The following is a 17,429-nucleotide window of genomic DNA, read 5'->3' as shown; positions in this document are numbered from 1 at the left end:
TCGGGACCAGCGGTGCGTCAGCTCGGGGAGCCCGCGATGTTGACGAGCCAGCCGATGCCGAACCGATCGGTCAGCATGCCGAACTCGTCGCCCCACATCTGCTTCTCGAGCGGCATCATGACTCTGCCGTCCTCGGCGAGCCTGTCCCAGTAGCCGTGCAGCTCCGCACCGTCGTCGCCGCTCAGGCTGACCGAGACGTTGGTACCGGGCTGATAGGGCATCTCGTCGGGGGTGTCCGAGGCCATGATCGTGTAGCCGCTCGGGGTCTCGAGCTGGGCGTGCATGACCCCCTCGGCCCGGGGGCCGGTGTCGCCGAACTCGCCGAAGGTCGACACGGTGAGCTCTCCGCCGAAGACGGACCGGTAGAACTCCATCGCCTCACGCGCGTTGTCCTGGAACCCGATGTAGGGGTTGAGTCGGGATGCCATGGCGGTGCTCCTCTCGTCGGACTGGTCCTCACACGGTAGGACCGCGCGCCGACATCGTTCCCCGATTCGGCGGTGCCGCTCAGTAGGAGCGTCGCGTGCGGGCGGCCCCGCGGGTGGAGCCGAGCGGTGCCTGGGGGCGACCGTCGTCGGTCGGCCCGAGGCCACCCTGGCAGCGGGGGCAGTAGAACATCGTGCGCTCCTGCGGCGCCCGCCCGATCATCGCGACGCGCACCGTCTCGCCGCAGCGCCGGCACGGGCGGCCGCTCCGGGCGTGCACGTAGTGCGCCTCGTCGAGCCGGGTGCTTCCCGTGCTCGTCTGCACCGCGTTGCGGCGGCCGTTGTCGATGAGCCGGTGCGCGCGGGCCACGACCCGCTCGACCGTCTCACGTCCCGCCTCGTCGGCGGGCGTCCACGGGGGCACGCGCTCGAGGAAGAGGGTCTCGGCGCACCACATCGTGCCCACGCCGGCGAGGTTGCGCTGGTCGAGCAGCGCCTCGCCGATCGGGGCGTGGCTGCGCGCGACGTTGTCGACCGCCCGCGCGGCGTCCCAGTCGGGGCCGAGCACGTCGGGCCCCAGGTGCCCGACGAGGTCGCCCTCCCGGGCGGTGGGCACGAGGTCGAGCATGCCGAGGCGCAGCCCGAGCGCGGTCCAGTCGGGCCCGGCGACGAGCGCGCGCAGCTGCGGGTTGCGCCGCCAGCGCGCCGGCAGTCCCGGCGTCGCCTCGATCCGCCACTGGCCCTCCATGCGCAGGTGCGAGTGCAGCGTGAGACCGCCCTCGACGCGGTGGAGCACGTGCTTGCCGCGGCTCACCACCTCGAGGGTCGTGCGGCCGGTGAGGTCGGCCGTCGCGATCTCGGGCCAGCGCAGGTCGGACTCGACGATCTCGCGGCCGGCGAGCGCCTGGTGCAGTCGTGACGCCGTGCGCCAGACCGTGTCTCCCTCGGGCACGCCACCTCCTGATCACCGGTCGTTCACCTCCGCGGTCGCGGGTGCGTCCAGCCTATTCACCCCGCGGCTCTACGTTCGCCGGGTGCGTGAGCTCTCCGTGGTCGTCGTCGTGGGCCCGGCATACGACGTGGGCCCGTGCCTCGCGGCCCTCTCCGCGCAGACCCTGCCGACCGACCGCTTCGAGGTCGTCGTCGTGCGCCACCGCACCGGGGATGCCGCCCCCGCCCTCGGCTCGCCGTCCCCCGTCGACCTCGAGGTCGTGACGTCCCCGTCCGTGGCCATGTCGCGGGCCGCCGCCCGCGCGACGGGCGTGCACCTCGCGCGCGCCCCCTGGGTCACCTTCGTCGACGCCGGCGACGCCGTCTCACCCGACCTGCTCGAGCTGCTCCACGACGCCCGCCACCCCGACCGCGTGGCCGTCGCCGGGCCCCTCCCCGCTGACCTCCCCGCGGACGCGTCGACCGACCGGCTGTCCCCCCTGGCGGCCGACAGCCGGCTCGTCGCGCCCGAGCGGGCGCCCCAGCTGCTCCGGGGCCGCGGCGGCCGGCTCTACCCGAGGGCCTGGCTCGTCGGCGAACCGCTCTCGACCGATCCCGAGCACGCCTCCGACGCGGTGCTCCACGGGCGCCTGCTGAGCCGCTTCGAGCACCGTTTCACCCTGCTCGACCTCAGCCCGGCTGCGCGGGGCGCCCGCTACGACGCCGCCCCCACGGCTTCCCCGGAGCCGGCCGACCACGTCGCGGCCCTCGTGGCGCTGACGCAGGGCACGCAGGCCCACCCGGCCGACCGGAGCGCCCTGACCGACGCCCTCGTGGCCGCCGAGCTCGCCGACCTGAGGGCGCTAGCAGCCACCCCGGGCGTCGACCGCGCGAACGTCGACCGGATGCTCCACGACGCCGGGGTGCTCGGCGTCGTGGGTCCCACCGGCCCGGCGGGCGGCCACGCGCCGGCACCGGGCACGCGCACCGAGGGCCACGCCCTCTTCTTCGCGCCGCCGGCCGGCCCCCGCTCCCTCGTCGTCGTCGCGGGCAACGCCGCCGCGGTCAACGAGCAGGACCGGATGCTGGGGCTGCTCGCTCGGAGCGGCTACGGCATCCGGGTGCTGCACTACCGCGGTCGGCTCACCAAGGGGCTCCGCCGGCTCCCCGAGACCCACCGCGTGGAGGTGCTGCCGAGGTCGGTCGCGCGCGTCGAGGCGGCCGTCGGCCCGACGGCGGCCCGCAGCCGGCGGCTGGCGCTGCGCGCCGTGCAGGAGTCGTTGCGGGTCGGGCGTCGCGTGCTGCCCGAGGTGGTGCCCGCCCGGGTGGCCGGGCCGGCATACGGGCGGGTCGACACGCACGCGGCGAGGTTGCTCGACGGGCCGGGCACACATGTCGTGCTCGACCGTGCGGGGCGCACCCTGCTGCGCACGTGGGGCGACGACCGCCCGGCCGTCGGCGCGACCGAGCTCGCCGCCCTCACCCTCCGCGTCGCCGCCAGCTCGCTGCGCGGTGCGCGCCCCGACGCCCACGCCGCGCGGCGGGCCTCCCGCCTGCTCCGCGCCGACCCCGACCACGCCCGGGCCCTCGTCGATCCCGAGCTCTGGACGATGGTCACCTACCGCCTCCAGCGCGCGGGCCGGCTCGAGGCGTCCGCGCAGCTGCTCGCCGACCGGGAGGCGGTCTTCGGTCCGGCGACCACGCCGCGCTCGCCGGGGCTGGACGCGCTGCAGGCCCTGCTCACCGGCAGCGACGCCGGCGCCGTCGACGTCGTGGGCGCCGCGCGCTCCACCCTCCGCGCGGCCGACGAGGCCTTCGCCGCCGGCGACCTCGACCGGGCGGCCTTCGAGACGACCGTCGCGCTCGACCTGCTCTTCGCCCGACGGCTGCACACCGCGGAGACCCGGTCGCCCCTCGTCAGCGAGCCCGACGCGTTCCTCGATCCCTTGCGCGAGAGCGAGATCGGCCGCCTGCTCGGTCACTCGACGCCGCCACCGCCGTCGCGGAGCACGGCTGCCACCGCTCCGGTCGCGGGCCGGCGGCGGCCGAGGGTGAGCGTCCTCCCCGGCGCCTACCCGAAGTTCTCCGGTGCGGTGGTCGCCGAGCTCGAGGGCCATGCCGACGTCGAGGTGCTCGACCTGTCGGCACGCGACAAGCGCTTCGGCAACACCGGCGTCGACCCGGCGACCGTGCGCGAGCGGCTGCTCACGGCGGCCGGCCACCCGCCCTCCGTCGACCTGGCCACGGCGGAGGCGCTCGGTGCCGACGTCGTCTTCGTCGACTGGGCCGACAAGGGGCTCACGTGGGTGACGCAGGTCGTGCCGTCCGGCACACGCGTCGTGGCGCGGCTGCACGGCGTCGACACCCTGAGTGCCTGGCTGCACACCGCGCAGTGGGAGAAGGTCGACGACGTGATCTTCCCGAGCGACCACCTGCGGCGGGCGGCCGTCGCCACGCTCGGTGGCCGCCTCGACGGCGTGCGCCAGCACGTCGTGGCCAACCCGGTCGACGTGGAGCGCTACGTGCTGCCGAAGGTCGCGTCGGCCCGCACCACCCTCGGCCTCGTGGGCTGGGCCCAGCAGGTCAAGGACCCGCTGTGGGCGCTCGAGGTGCTCGCCACCCTGCGCCGGCACGACCCGGTGTGGAGGCTACGCCTCGTCGGCGCCGACTTCGCCGTCGACGAGCGCAACCCCGTCGAGCGCGAGGCCGCCGCCGCCTTCCGCGAGCGGATGGCCGATCCCCTCGTCGCCGACGGCGTCGACTTCGTCGGCTACACCACGCGACTGCCCGAGCACCTGCGCGAGGTCGGCTGGGCCCTCAGCGCGAGCCGCCGCGAGGGCTTCCACGTCGGACTCGTCGAGATGGCCGCGAGCGGCGCCGTCCCGGTCGTGCGCGACTGGCCGGTGTATGCCGGCATCGGCGGTGCCGGGACCCTCTTCCCCCCGGACTGGGTGACCACCACCCCGGGTGACGCCGCCGAGCGCATCCTGCGGATCGACGCGTCCGGCACGTGGGAGGACGCGTGCGGGCGCACCGTCGACACGGTGCGCGCCCGCTTCAGCGGGACGGACTCAGGTGAGCGCCTTCGACGGATCGTGCTGGGAGAGAGCTGATCCGACGGAGCACCTGCACCGCGGCGCTGACGTGCTCGATGGGTGACCGGAAGTCGAGGGGCTGGGCGTCGAGGGGGCTGCCCTCCTCCACGACACCCCACACCGGGGTGCCGCTGCCGCGGTAGTCGCTCCACTTCGACGGCAGGAACGGGTTGCGCCCGCCCGGCGGGCTCACCGCGTCGTTGACGAGGAGGCAGTCCATGCGCCGCGCCAGCCCGAGGAACTCGAGGTAGCCGACGAAGGGGGCGACGCGCACGGCGTCGGCGAGGCCGCGGGCGACGACGACGTCGTGCAGCTCCTCCGGCTTCGACGTGAAGACGTGCAGCACGACCCGGCACCGCACGTCGTCGGGCAGCAGGGCGAGGGCGTCGAGCACCCCGGTCACCCCGCGGTTGGCGTAGAAGTTGCCGAAGTAGCCGACGTGCCGCCGGTCCGGCTCGAGCCGGACGTCCGACGAGCGGGCCGCGTAGAGCTCCGCGGGCGGCGTCGGGTGCGGGGAGACGACGGCGACCCGCTCGACACGAGCCGCCAGCTCCGCGTCGTGGCAGCCCTCCAGCATCGCGTCGCGCTGGTGCGCGTTGGTGAACATCACCGAGTCGGCCAGCGCGAACGCCGCGACCTCGCACCACTCGAACGCGTTGAGCGACGCGGGGGGCCGGAAGCCGGCGGCCTCCACCGCCGACCGCAGCCGCGCGAGGCTCCGGTCGTCGTGGGCCGGCGCCTCGCGGACGCGTCCGAGCACGTCGTGCGAGAGGGGGTCGGAGAACTCGGCGTCCCAGACGATGCCCGGCCGCACGGTCTTGACGGCGGCCGCGAGGAAGTGCGAGGCGGCGAACTGCGCTCTGCTGTAGAGCGACTCGTACTCCCCCTGCAGATCCTCCCACCGGAGGAGCGTCTCGAGCCCCAGCTGCTGGTAGTCGACGATCGACGCCCAGGAGCTGAAGGCCGTGCGGGACGGCACGGCCGCGTGCCGGCGCACGAGACCGCCACAGAGCCTGACGAGGTCGGGGTCCTGGTGCCGGATGGAGTCCATGGCGTTGCAGATGACGTCGACCGCCTCGCCGCGCGCGTGCACGCGCTTGGCCGCGACGACGGCCGCCGTGTCGCTGTAGGGCGGGAAGCAGTAGGACGCGACGAGGCGCCGGGCCGGGGCTGACATGGTGGATCCCCTTCAGACGGTGACGTGCTCGGTCGGGTCGCCGTGGAAGGCGAGCACTCCGCGCCGGGCGAGCAGCTCGACGTCGGAGATGGGCCAGGTGTGGCCGTCCGGCGTCGAGGCCCGCACCGAGACGAAGTTGAAGCGGTCGGTGGAGTAGACGCGGCCGCCCTCCGCCCGGACGGCGTCGAGGAAGGTCGTGTCGACCCGGCGCGGCAGGTCGGCGAAGCGCACGCGCCTCGCGAGGTCGCGCTCGAGCAGCAGGGTGCCGCCCTGCACGAGGTCGACGTAGCGGTGCTCCGCGTCGGGGAAGCGCAGCAGGGTGGCCCCTGTGGCGGTGAGGTGGGCGTAGTGCGCCCACTTGCCGACGACCGCCGCGTCCGTGTAGTCGAAGGCCCGCACCAGGTCGGCCAGGTAGTTCGGGGCGTAGACGTTGTCGTCGTCCATCTTCGCGACGTAGCGGCCCGACGCGGCCGCGACACCGGCGTTCAGGCACGCCCCGAGCGTCTCGCTCGACGGGCGGGGCACGACGACCACCCGTGCGGGGTCGAGCCCGGCGTCGTCGGCCCGGCGTCGCACCTCGTCGGCCGCCGGCTCGAAGCCGTGGGTGACGAGGACGAGCTCGACGTCGGGGTGCGCCTGCGCACCCGTGAAGTCGAGCACGTGCCCGACCTGGCCGGGGCGCATCGTCGGCACGACGACCGAGATCGACCGGTCCCGCGGCTGCGTCGTGATGCCGACCGCCGTCAGCACCGTGTCGACCCGGTGGCCGTAGGTGTGGGCGTCGAGCACCCTCCGGTGCGCCCGCAGCCCGAGCCGGTCGCGGTAGTCCTCGTGCTGCAGCAGCGCCCGCAGCTCGCGCTCGGTCTCCGCCGCGTCGCGCGTGACGCGCACCGTGTCGCCGAAGAACGGCTCGATCGCGGCCGCCGGCCCCGAGAGCACCGGGGTCTGGGCGGCCGACAGCTCGAAGAGCCGTCGCGCGCACATCGTCGGCGACTCCGTCACCGAGTTGACGTTGAGGAAGACCTTGTACGCCGTGTAGGTGCCGAGCAGCCGACGGTAGGGCAGGCTCCCGACGAGGGCACCGGCATACCGCCTCGGGAACTGGTAGCGGGCGTCGCGCCCGGCCAGGCGCGAGAACACCTCGAGCCCCAGGGGCACGGCCGGCTCGAGCACGAACTCCATCTGCCGGCGACGCTCGTCGTGCTTGTCGGCGAAGTAGCTGCCGGCGAAGGCCACCTCGCGCGTGCGCCCCGCGCCGTGCCGCACGGGTGTGTGGATGCGCGGCTGGGCCCCGAACGGCAGCAACGCGACCCGGTCGTGGCCGAGGTCACGGCGGTAGTCGGGGATGCGTCCGGCGTCGACGGTGAAGACGTGGTCGAAGAGGCGCGCGGTCTCGAGGAAGAGCGCGTAGTTCGGCGGATCCTCCTTGTTCCAGAAGACCGTCGGCACCCCGTCGGCGCGACAGCGCCCGACGAGGGCGCGCAGCTGCTGCGACGGACCGTCGTCACCGGTCATGGCGAGGCGCCAGGCGCCGTCGTTGCCGTTCCAGGCCGACTCGACGAACAGGAGGTCGACCGGAGTGGCGGCCAGCTCGTCGCGCCAGCCGGTGGGCGTGACCGCGAGCTGGCTCCACTCGTAGCCGAGTGCGAGGCCCGAGAAGTCGTCGAGCACGACGGCCGCGGTCACCCCCGGCCGGGCGACCGGCCCCTCGGGGACCTCGGCCGGCGGCACGTCGACGCGCAGTCGGGCCGACCGCACCCGGGGCAGGCGCCGGTGCAGCTCGGCGCGCACCTTGCGGGGCAGGGCACTGCGCGCCTGGGGGTCGCGCGCCGCCCGGGTCGCCGCGAGCCGCGCCCGGTCGAGGTGGGAGACCAGTCGCTGCCGGGTGTTCACAAACTTCTCTCTCTGTTCGACTTCTGTTCCGCCTCAGCGGGTTCGCCGTTCGGGGGGCACCTGAAACGTTCGGTGCGTGACCTCCCGACTCGGCGCCAGTGTGGCATTCGCGCTCGGCGCCCTCGGACCCCGAAGTGCAACGGGAAGCCGAACACTTGGTGACGTCCCGGCCACGGCCGCCCTGCTCGTCGCGAACCTCCCCGTCGCGGCGTGCGTGGCCCGTGCCCACGTGACCCGCAACCCGTGGCAGGCCGCCTGGGTCGGCACCCGGGCACTGCCCATCGGGGTGCGGCGCGCGCTGAGCGCCCGCTCGCGCGGGCCCCTCGCCGTCGTCGCCGCCGCCGCGGCGGGGCAGGGTGACCTCGCGCGCCGACGGCTCGGCGACGAGCTGCGCGGCGCGGGCCCCCGGCGCACGCAGCACCTGCTCGCCGCCGCGGCCGCGACCGGCCAGTGGACGCGCCTCGCCGCGTCACCGAGCTCGCCGGTGCCGGCATCCGTACCGGTGCGCGGGTCGGCCGCCGCCTACCTCGCCCACGCGGCCGGCGACGTCGGTGCCGCGGAGCGCGCGCTCGACGGTGCCCGCAGCCCGGTGGCCCGGGCGCACCGGCGCTGGCTCGCCGGCGAGCACGCCGTGCTGACCGGGGCAGCGCTCGACGTGCTGCGCCCGGACCGCCCGGCGCCCACCCCGACGTCCACCACGTCCGGCCACACCCTCGCCGTCGTGCACGTCGTGACGAACGCGCTGCCCGAGGTGCAGGCGGGCTACACGGTGCGCACCCAGGGCATCGTGGCCGCGCAGCGGGCGGCGGGCACCAATGCACACGTGTGCACCCCGCCCGGGTTCCCCGTCGCCGCAGGCCATCTCGGGGCGACCGGCTTCACCAGCCTCGCGGGGGTGCCCTACCACCGCGACCTGCGCCGAGGTCGCCGGCTCGACCGCCCGGACGCGCTCCTCGCGGCGTATGCCGACACCGTGGCCACGCTCGGACGTGCGGTCGGCGCCGACGTGGTCCACGCCCACTCCAAGCACCTCAACGCCCAGGCCGCCCTGCTCGCCGGCAGCCGGCTCGGGGTGCCGGTGGTCTACGAGGCACGCGGCTTCCTCGAGGACACGTGGCGCAGCCGCGGGGGTGACCCGGCGTCGGACTTCTACCGCTGGACGCGGTCGACCGAGACGCGCTGCCTGGGCCTCGCCGACGCGGTCGTCACCCTCTCGCAGAGCATGCGGGGCGCGATCGTCGACCGCGGGGTCTCCCCCGCCGCCGTGCACGTCGTCGGCAACGCGGTACCGGACGCGCACCTCACCGACCCGACCGACCGGGCGGGCGTGCGGGCCGCGCTCGACGTGCGTCCCGACGACGTCGTCGTCGGCACCGTGTCGACGCTCAACGACTACGAAGGCATCGACGTGCTCGTCGAGGCGGGTGGGCTGCTCGACGACCCACGCCTCGTCGTCCTCGTCGTCGGCGACGGCCCGGCCCGCGGGCGGCTCGCCCGGCGGGCGACGGAGCTGCGCCGCTCGGGCAACCGCACGCGCTTCGTGCTGACGGGGGCCGTGCCGCACGAGCGCAGCCGCGACCACCACGCCGCCATCGACGTCTTCTGCGTGCCCCGGCGCCGCACGGCCGTGACCGCGGTCGTGCCACCGCTCAAGCCCGTGGAGGCCATGGGCCTGAGGCGACCCGTCGTCGTGAGCGACCTGCCACCGCTGCGCGAGCTGGTCACCGCCGACCGGGGGCTCGTCGTGCCGTGCGGCGACGCCGACGCCCTCGCCGAGGCGCTGCGCGCGCTCGCCGCCGACCCCGACCGGCGCGCCCGCCTCGGGGCACGGGGTCGCGACCACGTCGCGCAGGAGCGCACGTGGTCGAGGGCGGCCACGGCATACGGGAGGATCTACGAGCAGGTGCGGACGGCGACGACATGAGCAACCGGACCACCGACACGACGACCCGGGCCGACGCCCCGGTGGACGGCACGCCGCCGCCCGCGCCACCACTGACGGCCGCGCAGGCCGAGGCCCTCGCGCGCCGCGCCGGGCTCGAGGAGCTCGGCGTGCGACCGGGACTCGGCGGTCACCTGCGCGAGATCTGGGGCTACCGGCACCTCGTCTGGCACCTCTCGACGGCACAGGCCTGGGCGGCGAACGCGAACAACCACCTCGGCCAGCTGTGGGCGGTCATCAACCCGCTGCTGCTCGTCGGGTCGTACTACCTGATCTTCGGGCTGCTGCTCAGGACCCGCGGGGGCACCGAGAACTACATCGCGTTCCTCACCATCGGCATCTTCGTCTTCGGCTACTCCTCGAGCGCCATCATCGCGGGCTCGCGCGCCGTCGTCGGGCAGATCGGGCTCGTGCGGGCCCTGCGCTTCCCCCGCGCCGTGCTGCCGATCTCGGTGACGCTGACGCAGCTGCTCGTGACGATGCCGGCGTTCGCCGTGCTGCTCGTCCTCATCCCCCTGACCGGCGAGCCGTTCTCGTTCCACTGGCTGCTCTTCCCGGTCTCGCTGCTCCTGCAGACGCTCATCAACCTCGGGCTCGCCTTCTTCCTGGCCCGCGTCGTCAACGCGGCCCGCGACGCCGCCAACCTCGTGCCCGTCGGCGTCCGGCTCGCCCGCTACGTCTCGGGGGTCTTCTTCAGCATCCCGCACTACGCCGGGCACGGGCTCGTCAGCGCGCTCCTGCTCTACCAGCCGCTCGCCGTCAGCATGACGACCGCCCGCGAGGCGCTCATGGACCAGTACGCCCTCACCTGGGGCAGCTGGGTGGCGGCCGCCCTCTGGGGCGTCGGCCTCTGCACGGCCGGGCTCGTCTTCTTCTGGCGCGGGGAGGGTCGCTATGGGAGCAACTGACGCCATGGCACCGGGCACGCCGAGCGTGGTCTGCTCGGGACTCGACATCGTCTACTCCGTCTTCGGCGCGAAGCAGAATGGCACCGACACCGGCGGCGAGTTGCCGCTCGTCGAGCGCCTGCTCACGAGACGCAACCCGGTCAGCACGGTGCGCAAGGTGCATGCCGTCAAGGACGTCTCGTTCGTCGTCAACCACGGCGAGGCCGTCGGCATCATCGGGCGCAACGGCTCGGGCAAGAGCACGCTGCTGCGGGCCGTCGCCGGGCTCATCCCGCCGACGAACGGCCGGGTGTGGGCCGCCGGGCGGCCGTCGCTGCTCGGTGTCAACGCCGTGCTGCTGACGGGCCTCACCGGCGCCAAGAACGTCATGATCGGCGGCCTCGCGCTGGGGCTGACCCCTCGTCAGGTGCGCGAGCGCTACGACGACATCGTCGATTTCTCCGGCATCGGCGACTTCGTCGACCTGCCGATGAGCGCCTACTCCTCGGGCATGGGCGCGCGGCTGCGCTTCGCCATCTCGACCGCCGCCGCCCCCGACATCCTCATGATCGACGAGGCGCTCGCCACCGGCGACGCGGAGTTCCAGGCCCGCAGCCGCGACCGCATGGCCGAGATCCGCCGCGGCGCGAGCACCCTCTTCCTCGTCAGCCACAGCAACGCCGCGATCCGCGAGTCGTGCGAGCGGGTGCTGTGGATGGACCGCGGCCGCCTCGTCATGGACGGCCCCACCGACGAGGTCGTGCGCGCCTACGAGCAGTCCCACCGGAAGGCCCACCCATGATCCCGTACCGCGTGCTCGTCGTCACCGTCGTGCACCACCCCGAGGACGCCCGCATCCGCGCGCGCCAGATCGGGGCGCTCCTCGAGGCCGGGGTGCGGGTCACGTATGCCGCTCCCTTCGCCGCGCACGGGCTCGACCTTCCCGACGTGGCGGGGCTGCACCCGGTCGACCTGCCGCACGCCGCCGGGCGGTCACGCGCCGACGCCTTCCGGGCCGCCCGGCGGCTGCTCGCGCGCGAGGCGCCCCGGCACGACGTGGCGCTCGTGCACGACCCGGAGCTCGTCGCCGCCGTGGCCGGGCTGCGCCTGACGAACCTCGTCTGGGACGTGCACGAGGACACCGCCGCCGCGATCGAGGCCAAGCCGTGGGTGCCGGACCGGGCCCGCCGCCCCCTGGCGCGCGCCGCGCGCGCCATCGAGCGGCACGCCGAGCGGCACCACGACGTCATCCTCGCCGAGCACGCCTACGCCGAGCGGTTCGAGCGGCAGCACGTCGTCGTGCCCAACACCGTCCGGGTGCCGTCGGACCCGCCGCCGCCCGGCTCGTCGCGGGCCGTCTACCTCGGCTCGCTGACGATGGCCCGCGGCGCCTCCACCCTGCTGCAGGCCGGACGCCTGCTGACGGTGGCCACGCGGGGTGAGGTCAAGGTCGAGATCATCGGCTCGGCGCGCGACGCCCGCACGGCCGACACGCTGAGCTGGGGCGTCAAGTGCGGCCACGTGCGCCACCACGGCTTCGTGCCCAGCGCCCGGGCGCTGCCGATGCTCGACGGCGCGCTCGCCGGCCTCTCGCTCCTCGAGGACCGGCCCAACTACCGCCACTCGATGCCCACGAAGGTGCTCGAGTACATGGCGCACGGGCTGCCCGTCGTCACGACGCCCCTGCCCCTGGCCGCCGACCTCGTCGAGCGGGCCGGCTGCGGCATCGTCGTCCCCTTCGACGACGCGGAGGCCACGGCCGCCGCGCTCGTCGAGCTCGCCCGCGACCCGGAGCGGCGCGCCGCGCTGGGCCGGGCGGGGCACGCCTACGCGCGGCGGCACTACGACTGGAACGTCATCGGCCGGGACTTCGTGCAGCACGTCACCGAGCTCGCCCGTCGGCGGCGCGAGCACGAGCACGCCGCGCACGGCTCGGGCGCTGCCGACCGTCGCGGGCTCGCCTACGAGGGCTCGTGAGCGAGGCGTCACCGGCCGGGGCGCGACACGATGCCGTCGTCGTGGGCCTCGGCTACGTCGGCCTGCCGATCGCGCAGGCCGCGGTGCGGGCGGGGCTCGACGTGGTCGGTCTGGACACGAGCGAGGCCGTGGTCGCTGCCATCTCGGCTGCGCGATCGCACGTCGACGACCTCACCGACGACGACGTGGCGGCGATGCTCACCGCCGGCTTCTCGGCGACGACCGACCCGGCGTGCCTCGCCCACGCCGACGTCGTCGTCGTCTGTGTGCCCACCCCGCTCGGCCACGACGGCGCGCCCGACCTCACGGCGGTCCTGCACGCGGTCGGCGCCGTGGCCGACCGGCTGCGCCCGGGCACCGTCGTCGTGCTCGAGTCGACGACCTACCCCGGCACGACCGACGAGGTCGTGCGCCCCCTCCTCGAGGCGGGTGGCCTGCGCGCGGGCGTCGACTTCCACCTCGCGTTCTCGCCCGAGCGCGTCGACCCCGGCAACCCCGTGCACGGGATCGCCAACACCCCCAAGGTGGTCGGTGGCCACACACCCGGCTGCACCGCTGCCGCGGGCGCCTTCTACGCGCGCTTCGTCGACACCGTCGTGCCGACGAGCGGGACGCGCGAGGCGGAGACGGCGAAGCTGCTGGAGAACACCTACCGCCACATCAACATCGCGCTCGTCAACGAGATGGCGCGCTTCTGCCACGACCTCGACATCGACCTGTGGGAGGTCATCGCGGCCGCGCGCACGAAACCCTTCGGGTTCCAGGCGTTCTACCCCGGGCCCGGGGTCGGCGGGCACTGCATCCCCATCGACCCGAACTACCTGTCGCACAACGTGCGCACCCGGCTCGGCTACCCGTTCCGCTTCGTCGAGCTCGCGCAGGAGATCAACGCCTCGATGCCGGCCTACGTCGTGCGCCGCGCGCAGGACGCGCTCAACGAGGACGCCACGGCCCTGCGCGGCGCACGGGTGCTCCTGCTCGGCATCACCTACAAGGCCGACATCGCCGACCAGCGGGAGTCGCCCGCCGTCCCCGTCGCACGCCGCCTGCTCGACCAGGGCGCGTGCGTCACCTTCCACGACCCGCTCGTCGGGTGGTGGCACGAGCTGGAGGTCGAGCTCGGCGACGCCGCCGCGTCGGTGACCGACCTCGGGCACGCGGTCGACGCGGCCGACCTCGTCGTCCTCCTGCAGCACCACCGGTCGTATGCCGTCGACGACCTCGCCGCCCGGTCGCGCCGGTTCCTCGACACCCGGGGCGTGGTCACACCGGGTGAGCGGTCAGAACGCCTCTGAGCCGCCGCCGGTCGAGCGGTGAGGGCCGCCGGTCGAGGCGGGCCTCGAGCAACGCCGCGGCCGCGCCGAGCTGGCCGTCGTGGACGAGGAAGAAGAGCAGCGAGTCCTCGACGACCTCCCGCTGCGCGGCCGAGCCACCGACGCGGACGAGGAGGGGGAGCACGTCCGTCAGGAGGGTCGCGGCCACGCCCCACCGCTCGTCGAGCGCCGCGAGGAGGGAATCGCACACGGTGGTGACGACCCGGCGCACGGTGCCGTCGGCGGCCGCGAGGCAGTGGGCGCGCAGGGTCCGGAGGGCCGCCGCGTCGCCGGCGCCGGCGAGGGCGAGCGCGGCGTGCAGTGCGACGAACGGCGTCTCCGGGGCGGCGAGCAGCGCCGGCTCGACGGCGGAGAGAACCGGACGGACGGGCGGCGCGGCGGCCTCGCCGTCGAAGGCGGCCGGTCCCCCGTGGCCGTCCGCGACGGCGGCGTCCCAGCCCGCCGTCGTCACGCGCCAGCGCCAGAGGAGCGACGCCGAGTCGACGAGGGCGCGCACCCCGGTCACCGTCGGCGGGGCGAGCTGGGAGTAGTAGCGCGCCCGCACCGCCTCGGTGTCACCGAGCACGAGCTCGTGCAGCGCGGCGTGCCACGAGAAGTGGGCGCGGTGGCTCGCCGACCGGCCGCTCTCGCGCACCCAGTGGTCGAGCCAGACGAGCCCGTCCTCGTGCTGGCCCGTCTCGTACATGACGTGCGAGAGCGCGTGCACGGCGTGCCCCGACGACGGCTCGCACGACAAGGCGCTCTCGGCCAGCAGGCCGGCCTCGTCGAAGCGCCCCTGGTCCTGCCGCGTGAAGGCGAGCAGCGAGATGTACCACCAGTGGTCGCCGTACGCGGGCGCCAGTCCCTCGACGAGCTCCCACGCCTCCTGCTGCACGTCGGTGACGCCGGAGAACGCGATGGTGGGCACGGCGGCCGACACGGCGAGCACGTCACGGGGGTGGGCCGCGATGTGGCTCATGAGCGCCTGGGTTCCCGCACCGTGCACGTCGTGGACCCGACGCGTGACGACGTCCACGAGACTGGACTCGCGGGCGTCGCCCCGGACCCGCACCGCCTCCTGCGCCGCGCGCAGGCTGGACGCGACGTCGGCGTCCCCGCCGGCTTCGTGGCCGAGCAGGGCCCGGGCCGCGTGCGCGAGCGCGAAGCCGGGGTCGAGCTCGGCCGCCTGGCGCAGCAGGTCGTCGCCACCGGCCTGCAGCCGCATGACGCGCTCGAGCCCGGCGTTGTAGGCGGTGGCGGCCTCGGCCGTCGTCGAGATCGGGAGCCCGAGCGGGTCACGGGGCCGCGCCACCGGGTGGCGCCCGCTCACGAGGCGCCCGTCGGCGAGGCGACGGGGCTGGGGCGCGACGGCGTCGAGCACCGCCGCACCGACCGCCCGGGCCTGCGCCCGGATCTCCGGCACGGCCGTCGACTCCCACAGCTCGCCGCGACGCAGGGCACCGAGCGTCCAGATCGGCGCCTCCGTCGTGCCCACCGAGTCGACGAGCCGGCCTGCAGCCGTGCGGAACCCCATCCCGCCCGTGGCGGGCGTCGCGGCCGCCGCACCCCCACGCGTCCGGAGCAGGTCGTCGACGAGCGGGTCGCCGAGCGCCCGGACGTCGGCCTGCGGGCCCGTGCAGTTGACGACCCAGCCGACCTTGGCGCTCGTACCGTCCGACAGGAGGACCTCGAGCCCGCCCCGGGCCAGCGGCGTGACGTCGACGACCTCGGCGGCCCCGACGTGCAGGCGCCCAGCGGAACGCAGTCGGGCGAGCGCCCGGCCGCTCGAGGGAGCCATGCGGTGCCGCACGACGTTCCAGTCGGCCGCGTCGGTCGCGAGGAACTCCAGCCGGTCCGACTCGCTGAGCCGGTCCCACAGCGCGGAGACCTGGAAGCGCAGACCGTCGACGGCCGGCCGCCAGTCGCCCGTCGCCTCCGCCACCCGGGCGACGTGCGCCGCGACCTGCTCGCGCAGCTCCCCGAGGCCGCTACCCCAGTCGGCCACGTCAGGGATCGCGGCGAGCTTCGGGTCGTCGCTGTGGACCTCCGGGAGGCGACCTCGCCGCGAGACGGCGCGCACGCGGCGGTCGGCGCGGGCATCGCCCGCGGTGAGGGAGAGCACGACGTCGACCATCGTCAGGCCGGTGCCCACGACGAGCACGTCGGGCGGCCCGGCGTGGTCCCGGCGCACGACGTCGATCGCGCCGGGGAGCCACGGGTCCGGCACGTAGAAGGGCGAGCTCCGCAGCGCCTCCGGGGCCCAGCGCGACCCGACCGCCGGGAGTCCCGTCGCGACGACGACCGCGTCGGCGCGCAGCTCGCCGCCGTCGGCGGTCGTGACGAGCGCCCCCGACGCGGTGCGCCGCACCGAGACGGCACGGCGGCGGCGGTGCGCGAGCGTGACGAGCCCGTAGGTGGAGGCGACGGCGTCGGTCAGCGTGTCGTCGAGGTAGAGGGCGAACTGGCGGCGCGGGACGAAGGTGGCGCCGGAACCCTCCCACGACGGGTCCTGCCGGCCGAGCCACGCGACGAAGTGGCCCGGGTCCTCGGGGATCGCGCTCATCCCGGAGGCGACGACGTTGAGCAGGTGCCCGTCGTCGGCGGTGCCGAAGGCGACCCCGCGCCCCCACCGGTCCGCCGGGTCGAGCAGGACGACGTCGACGGCCGTGGCGCGACGCCCGGCCGTGCGCACGAGGTGGATCGCCGCCAGGGTGCCGGCGGCGCCGGCCCCGAGGACGGCCACGGTCGGTCGGGTGGAGCGGGTCGGGTCGGTCGGGTGGGCTGGTCGCATCGCGTCCTCCTGCGCTCTCGCGGGTGCCGGGACCTTAAACCTACTGATGAGATAGGAGTTCGGGGCCCGAATCGCGGACACGGCCGTGCGCGGGCAAAGTCACGTGACTTTCCGACGGTGCGTCAAAAAGTCGCGCCAAAAGCATTCGGCGGCGGAAATCACCGTGCTAGGTTCGGCCGGTCGCACGGGGGAAACGCGCGACATCCGCGTCGAAGAATCGCGCGGACAGGGGTTTGACCAAGGGGATGGGGATTCATTTCATGCTGCCCAAGAACAACCGTCGCGCTCGCCTCGCCGTCGGAGCGGGATCGCTCGTGCTCGTCGCCGCGGGGCTCGTCGGCTCGGTGGGCGGGTCGCTCGCCTACTTCACCGACAGCCAGGCGGGGTCCCTGACGGGATCGATCGGCTCGATCAAGGGCCAGACGAACACGAACACGCTGGCCTACACCAACCTGCTGCCGGGCGAGGTGCAGACGGTCGACGCCAAGGTGACGAACACCGGCCTCAACAACCAGGACGTCTGGGTCGTGTTCGACAACGCCGACGCGCTCCACGCGCTCAACAACCTCGGCACCTACGGCGAGTTCCACATCGCCGCAAACGGATCCGCGAAGTTCGACTCCGCGAACCTCAACGACCGTCTCTCCACCTGCGGCCCCTTCAGCCCCGACGGGTGCTGGCCGGTGCCGCAGAAGGTCAAGCTCGCGAGCAACGTGCCGCCGACCGGCACGGTGACCTACTCGTTCGGCTTCGGCTACGCCGGCAAGCTCCAGGGCCAGTCGGCCGAGGGTGGCGGCGCGTGGAACGCGTACCCGCTCGGCGCGCCGACCGCGAGCGGCCTGCCGTACAAGATCGTCGAGACGCAGGTCGGCCAGCAGCCGTGACCTGAGGGTCAGCCGTGGGATGCGGCGCCGGCGCCGCTGGTCGCCGCACCCCACGGACGGCCCCGTGAGGCAATAAGACATAAAGGACGAAAAAGGACAACGGAAATCACCAGGG

Annotated in this window: 12 protein-coding genes; 7 read left to right on the top strand and 5 right to left on the bottom strand. The window is 74.7% G+C overall.

Going from position 1 to position 17,429, the window contains the following annotated elements:
- Positions 1-17: 17 nt before the first annotated feature.
- Complete coding sequence (locus ABD979_RS03120; RefSeq protein WP_345505976.1) at positions 18-428, bottom strand: VOC family protein; 411 nt, start codon at positions 426-428, stop codon at positions 18-20.
- A gap of 79 nt (positions 429-507) precedes the next feature.
- Positions 508-1,377, bottom strand: a complete 870-nt coding sequence (locus ABD979_RS03115; protein ID WP_345505975.1) for a DNA-formamidopyrimidine glycosylase family protein — start codon at positions 1,375-1,377, stop codon at positions 508-510.
- An 82-nt stretch (positions 1,378-1,459) separates the two neighbouring features.
- Here ABD979_RS03115 and ABD979_RS03110 point away from each other — a divergent pair, with 82 nt between their 5' ends.
- Positions 1,460-4,468, top strand: coding sequence for a glycosyltransferase (locus ABD979_RS03110; protein ID WP_345505974.1), 3,009 nt, complete (start codon positions 1,460-1,462; stop codon positions 4,466-4,468).
- Here ABD979_RS03110 and ABD979_RS03105 read toward each other — a convergent pair.
- Both ABD979_RS03105 and ABD979_RS03100 read right to left on the bottom strand, forming a co-directional pair.
- Positions 4,413-5,627, bottom strand: coding sequence for a glycosyltransferase family protein (locus ABD979_RS03105; protein WP_345505973.1), 1,215 nt, complete (start codon positions 5,625-5,627; stop codon positions 4,413-4,415). The two genes, ABD979_RS03110 and ABD979_RS03105, sit on opposite strands and share 56 nt — an antisense overlap.
- A 12-nt stretch (positions 5,628-5,639) precedes the next feature.
- The gene (locus tag ABD979_RS03100; protein WP_345505972.1) at positions 5,640-7,520 is read right to left on the bottom strand and encodes a glycosyltransferase family protein; all 1,881 of its coding nucleotides are present in this window, start codon (positions 7,518-7,520) and stop codon (positions 5,640-5,642) included.
- Positions 7,521-7,749: 229 nt separating this feature from the next.
- Between ABD979_RS03100 and ABD979_RS03095 the strand changes: the two genes are divergently transcribed.
- From ABD979_RS03095 to ABD979_RS03075, 5 genes are read left to right on the top strand one after another with little or no spacing between them, the layout of a single operon-like run.
- Positions 7,750-9,444: a glycosyltransferase family 4 protein gene (locus ABD979_RS03095; RefSeq protein ID WP_345505971.1), complete on the top strand. Its 1,695-nt coding sequence runs from the start codon at positions 7,750-7,752 to the stop codon at positions 9,442-9,444.
- The gene (locus ABD979_RS03090; RefSeq protein WP_345505970.1) at positions 9,441-10,370 is read left to right on the top strand and encodes an ABC transporter permease; all 930 of its coding nucleotides are present in this window, start codon (positions 9,441-9,443) and stop codon (positions 10,368-10,370) included. Before ABD979_RS03095 ends, ABD979_RS03090 begins: the two co-directional genes overlap by 4 nt.
- Positions 10,357-11,151, top strand: a complete 795-nt coding sequence (locus ABD979_RS03085; RefSeq protein WP_345505969.1) for an ABC transporter ATP-binding protein — start codon at positions 10,357-10,359, stop codon at positions 11,149-11,151. The genes ABD979_RS03090 and ABD979_RS03085 overlap by 14 nt, the downstream gene beginning before the upstream one ends.
- Positions 11,148-12,326 (top strand): glycosyltransferase, encoded by a 1,179-nt coding sequence (locus ABD979_RS03080; RefSeq protein WP_345505968.1) that lies wholly within the window; start codon positions 11,148-11,150, stop codon positions 12,324-12,326. Before ABD979_RS03085 ends, ABD979_RS03080 begins: the two co-directional genes overlap by 4 nt.
- Positions 12,323-13,621: a nucleotide sugar dehydrogenase gene (locus ABD979_RS03075; RefSeq protein ID WP_345505967.1), complete on the top strand. Its 1,299-nt coding sequence runs from the start codon at positions 12,323-12,325 to the stop codon at positions 13,619-13,621. Before ABD979_RS03080 ends, ABD979_RS03075 begins: the two co-directional genes overlap by 4 nt.
- Here ABD979_RS03075 and ABD979_RS03070 read toward each other — a convergent pair.
- Positions 13,590-16,430: an FAD/NAD(P)-binding protein gene (locus tag ABD979_RS03070; RefSeq protein ID WP_345505966.1), complete on the bottom strand. Its 2,841-nt coding sequence runs from the start codon at positions 16,428-16,430 to the stop codon at positions 13,590-13,592. The genes ABD979_RS03075 and ABD979_RS03070 overlap by 32 nt on opposite strands.
- 260 nt (positions 16,431-16,690) lie before the next feature.
- Between ABD979_RS03070 and ABD979_RS03065 the strand changes: the two genes are divergently transcribed.
- Positions 16,691-17,314 (top strand): hypothetical protein, encoded by a 624-nt coding sequence (locus ABD979_RS03065; RefSeq protein ID WP_345505965.1) that lies wholly within the window; start codon positions 16,691-16,693, stop codon positions 17,312-17,314.
- The last annotated feature ends 115 nt before the right edge of the window (positions 17,315-17,429 follow it).

Source organism: Terrabacter aeriphilus, from assembly GCF_039542985.1.
Classification (GTDB): domain Bacteria; phylum Actinomycetota; class Actinomycetes; order Actinomycetales; family Dermatophilaceae; genus Terrabacter; species Terrabacter aeriphilus.
This window is presented reverse-complemented; position numbering and strand designations above follow the sequence as displayed.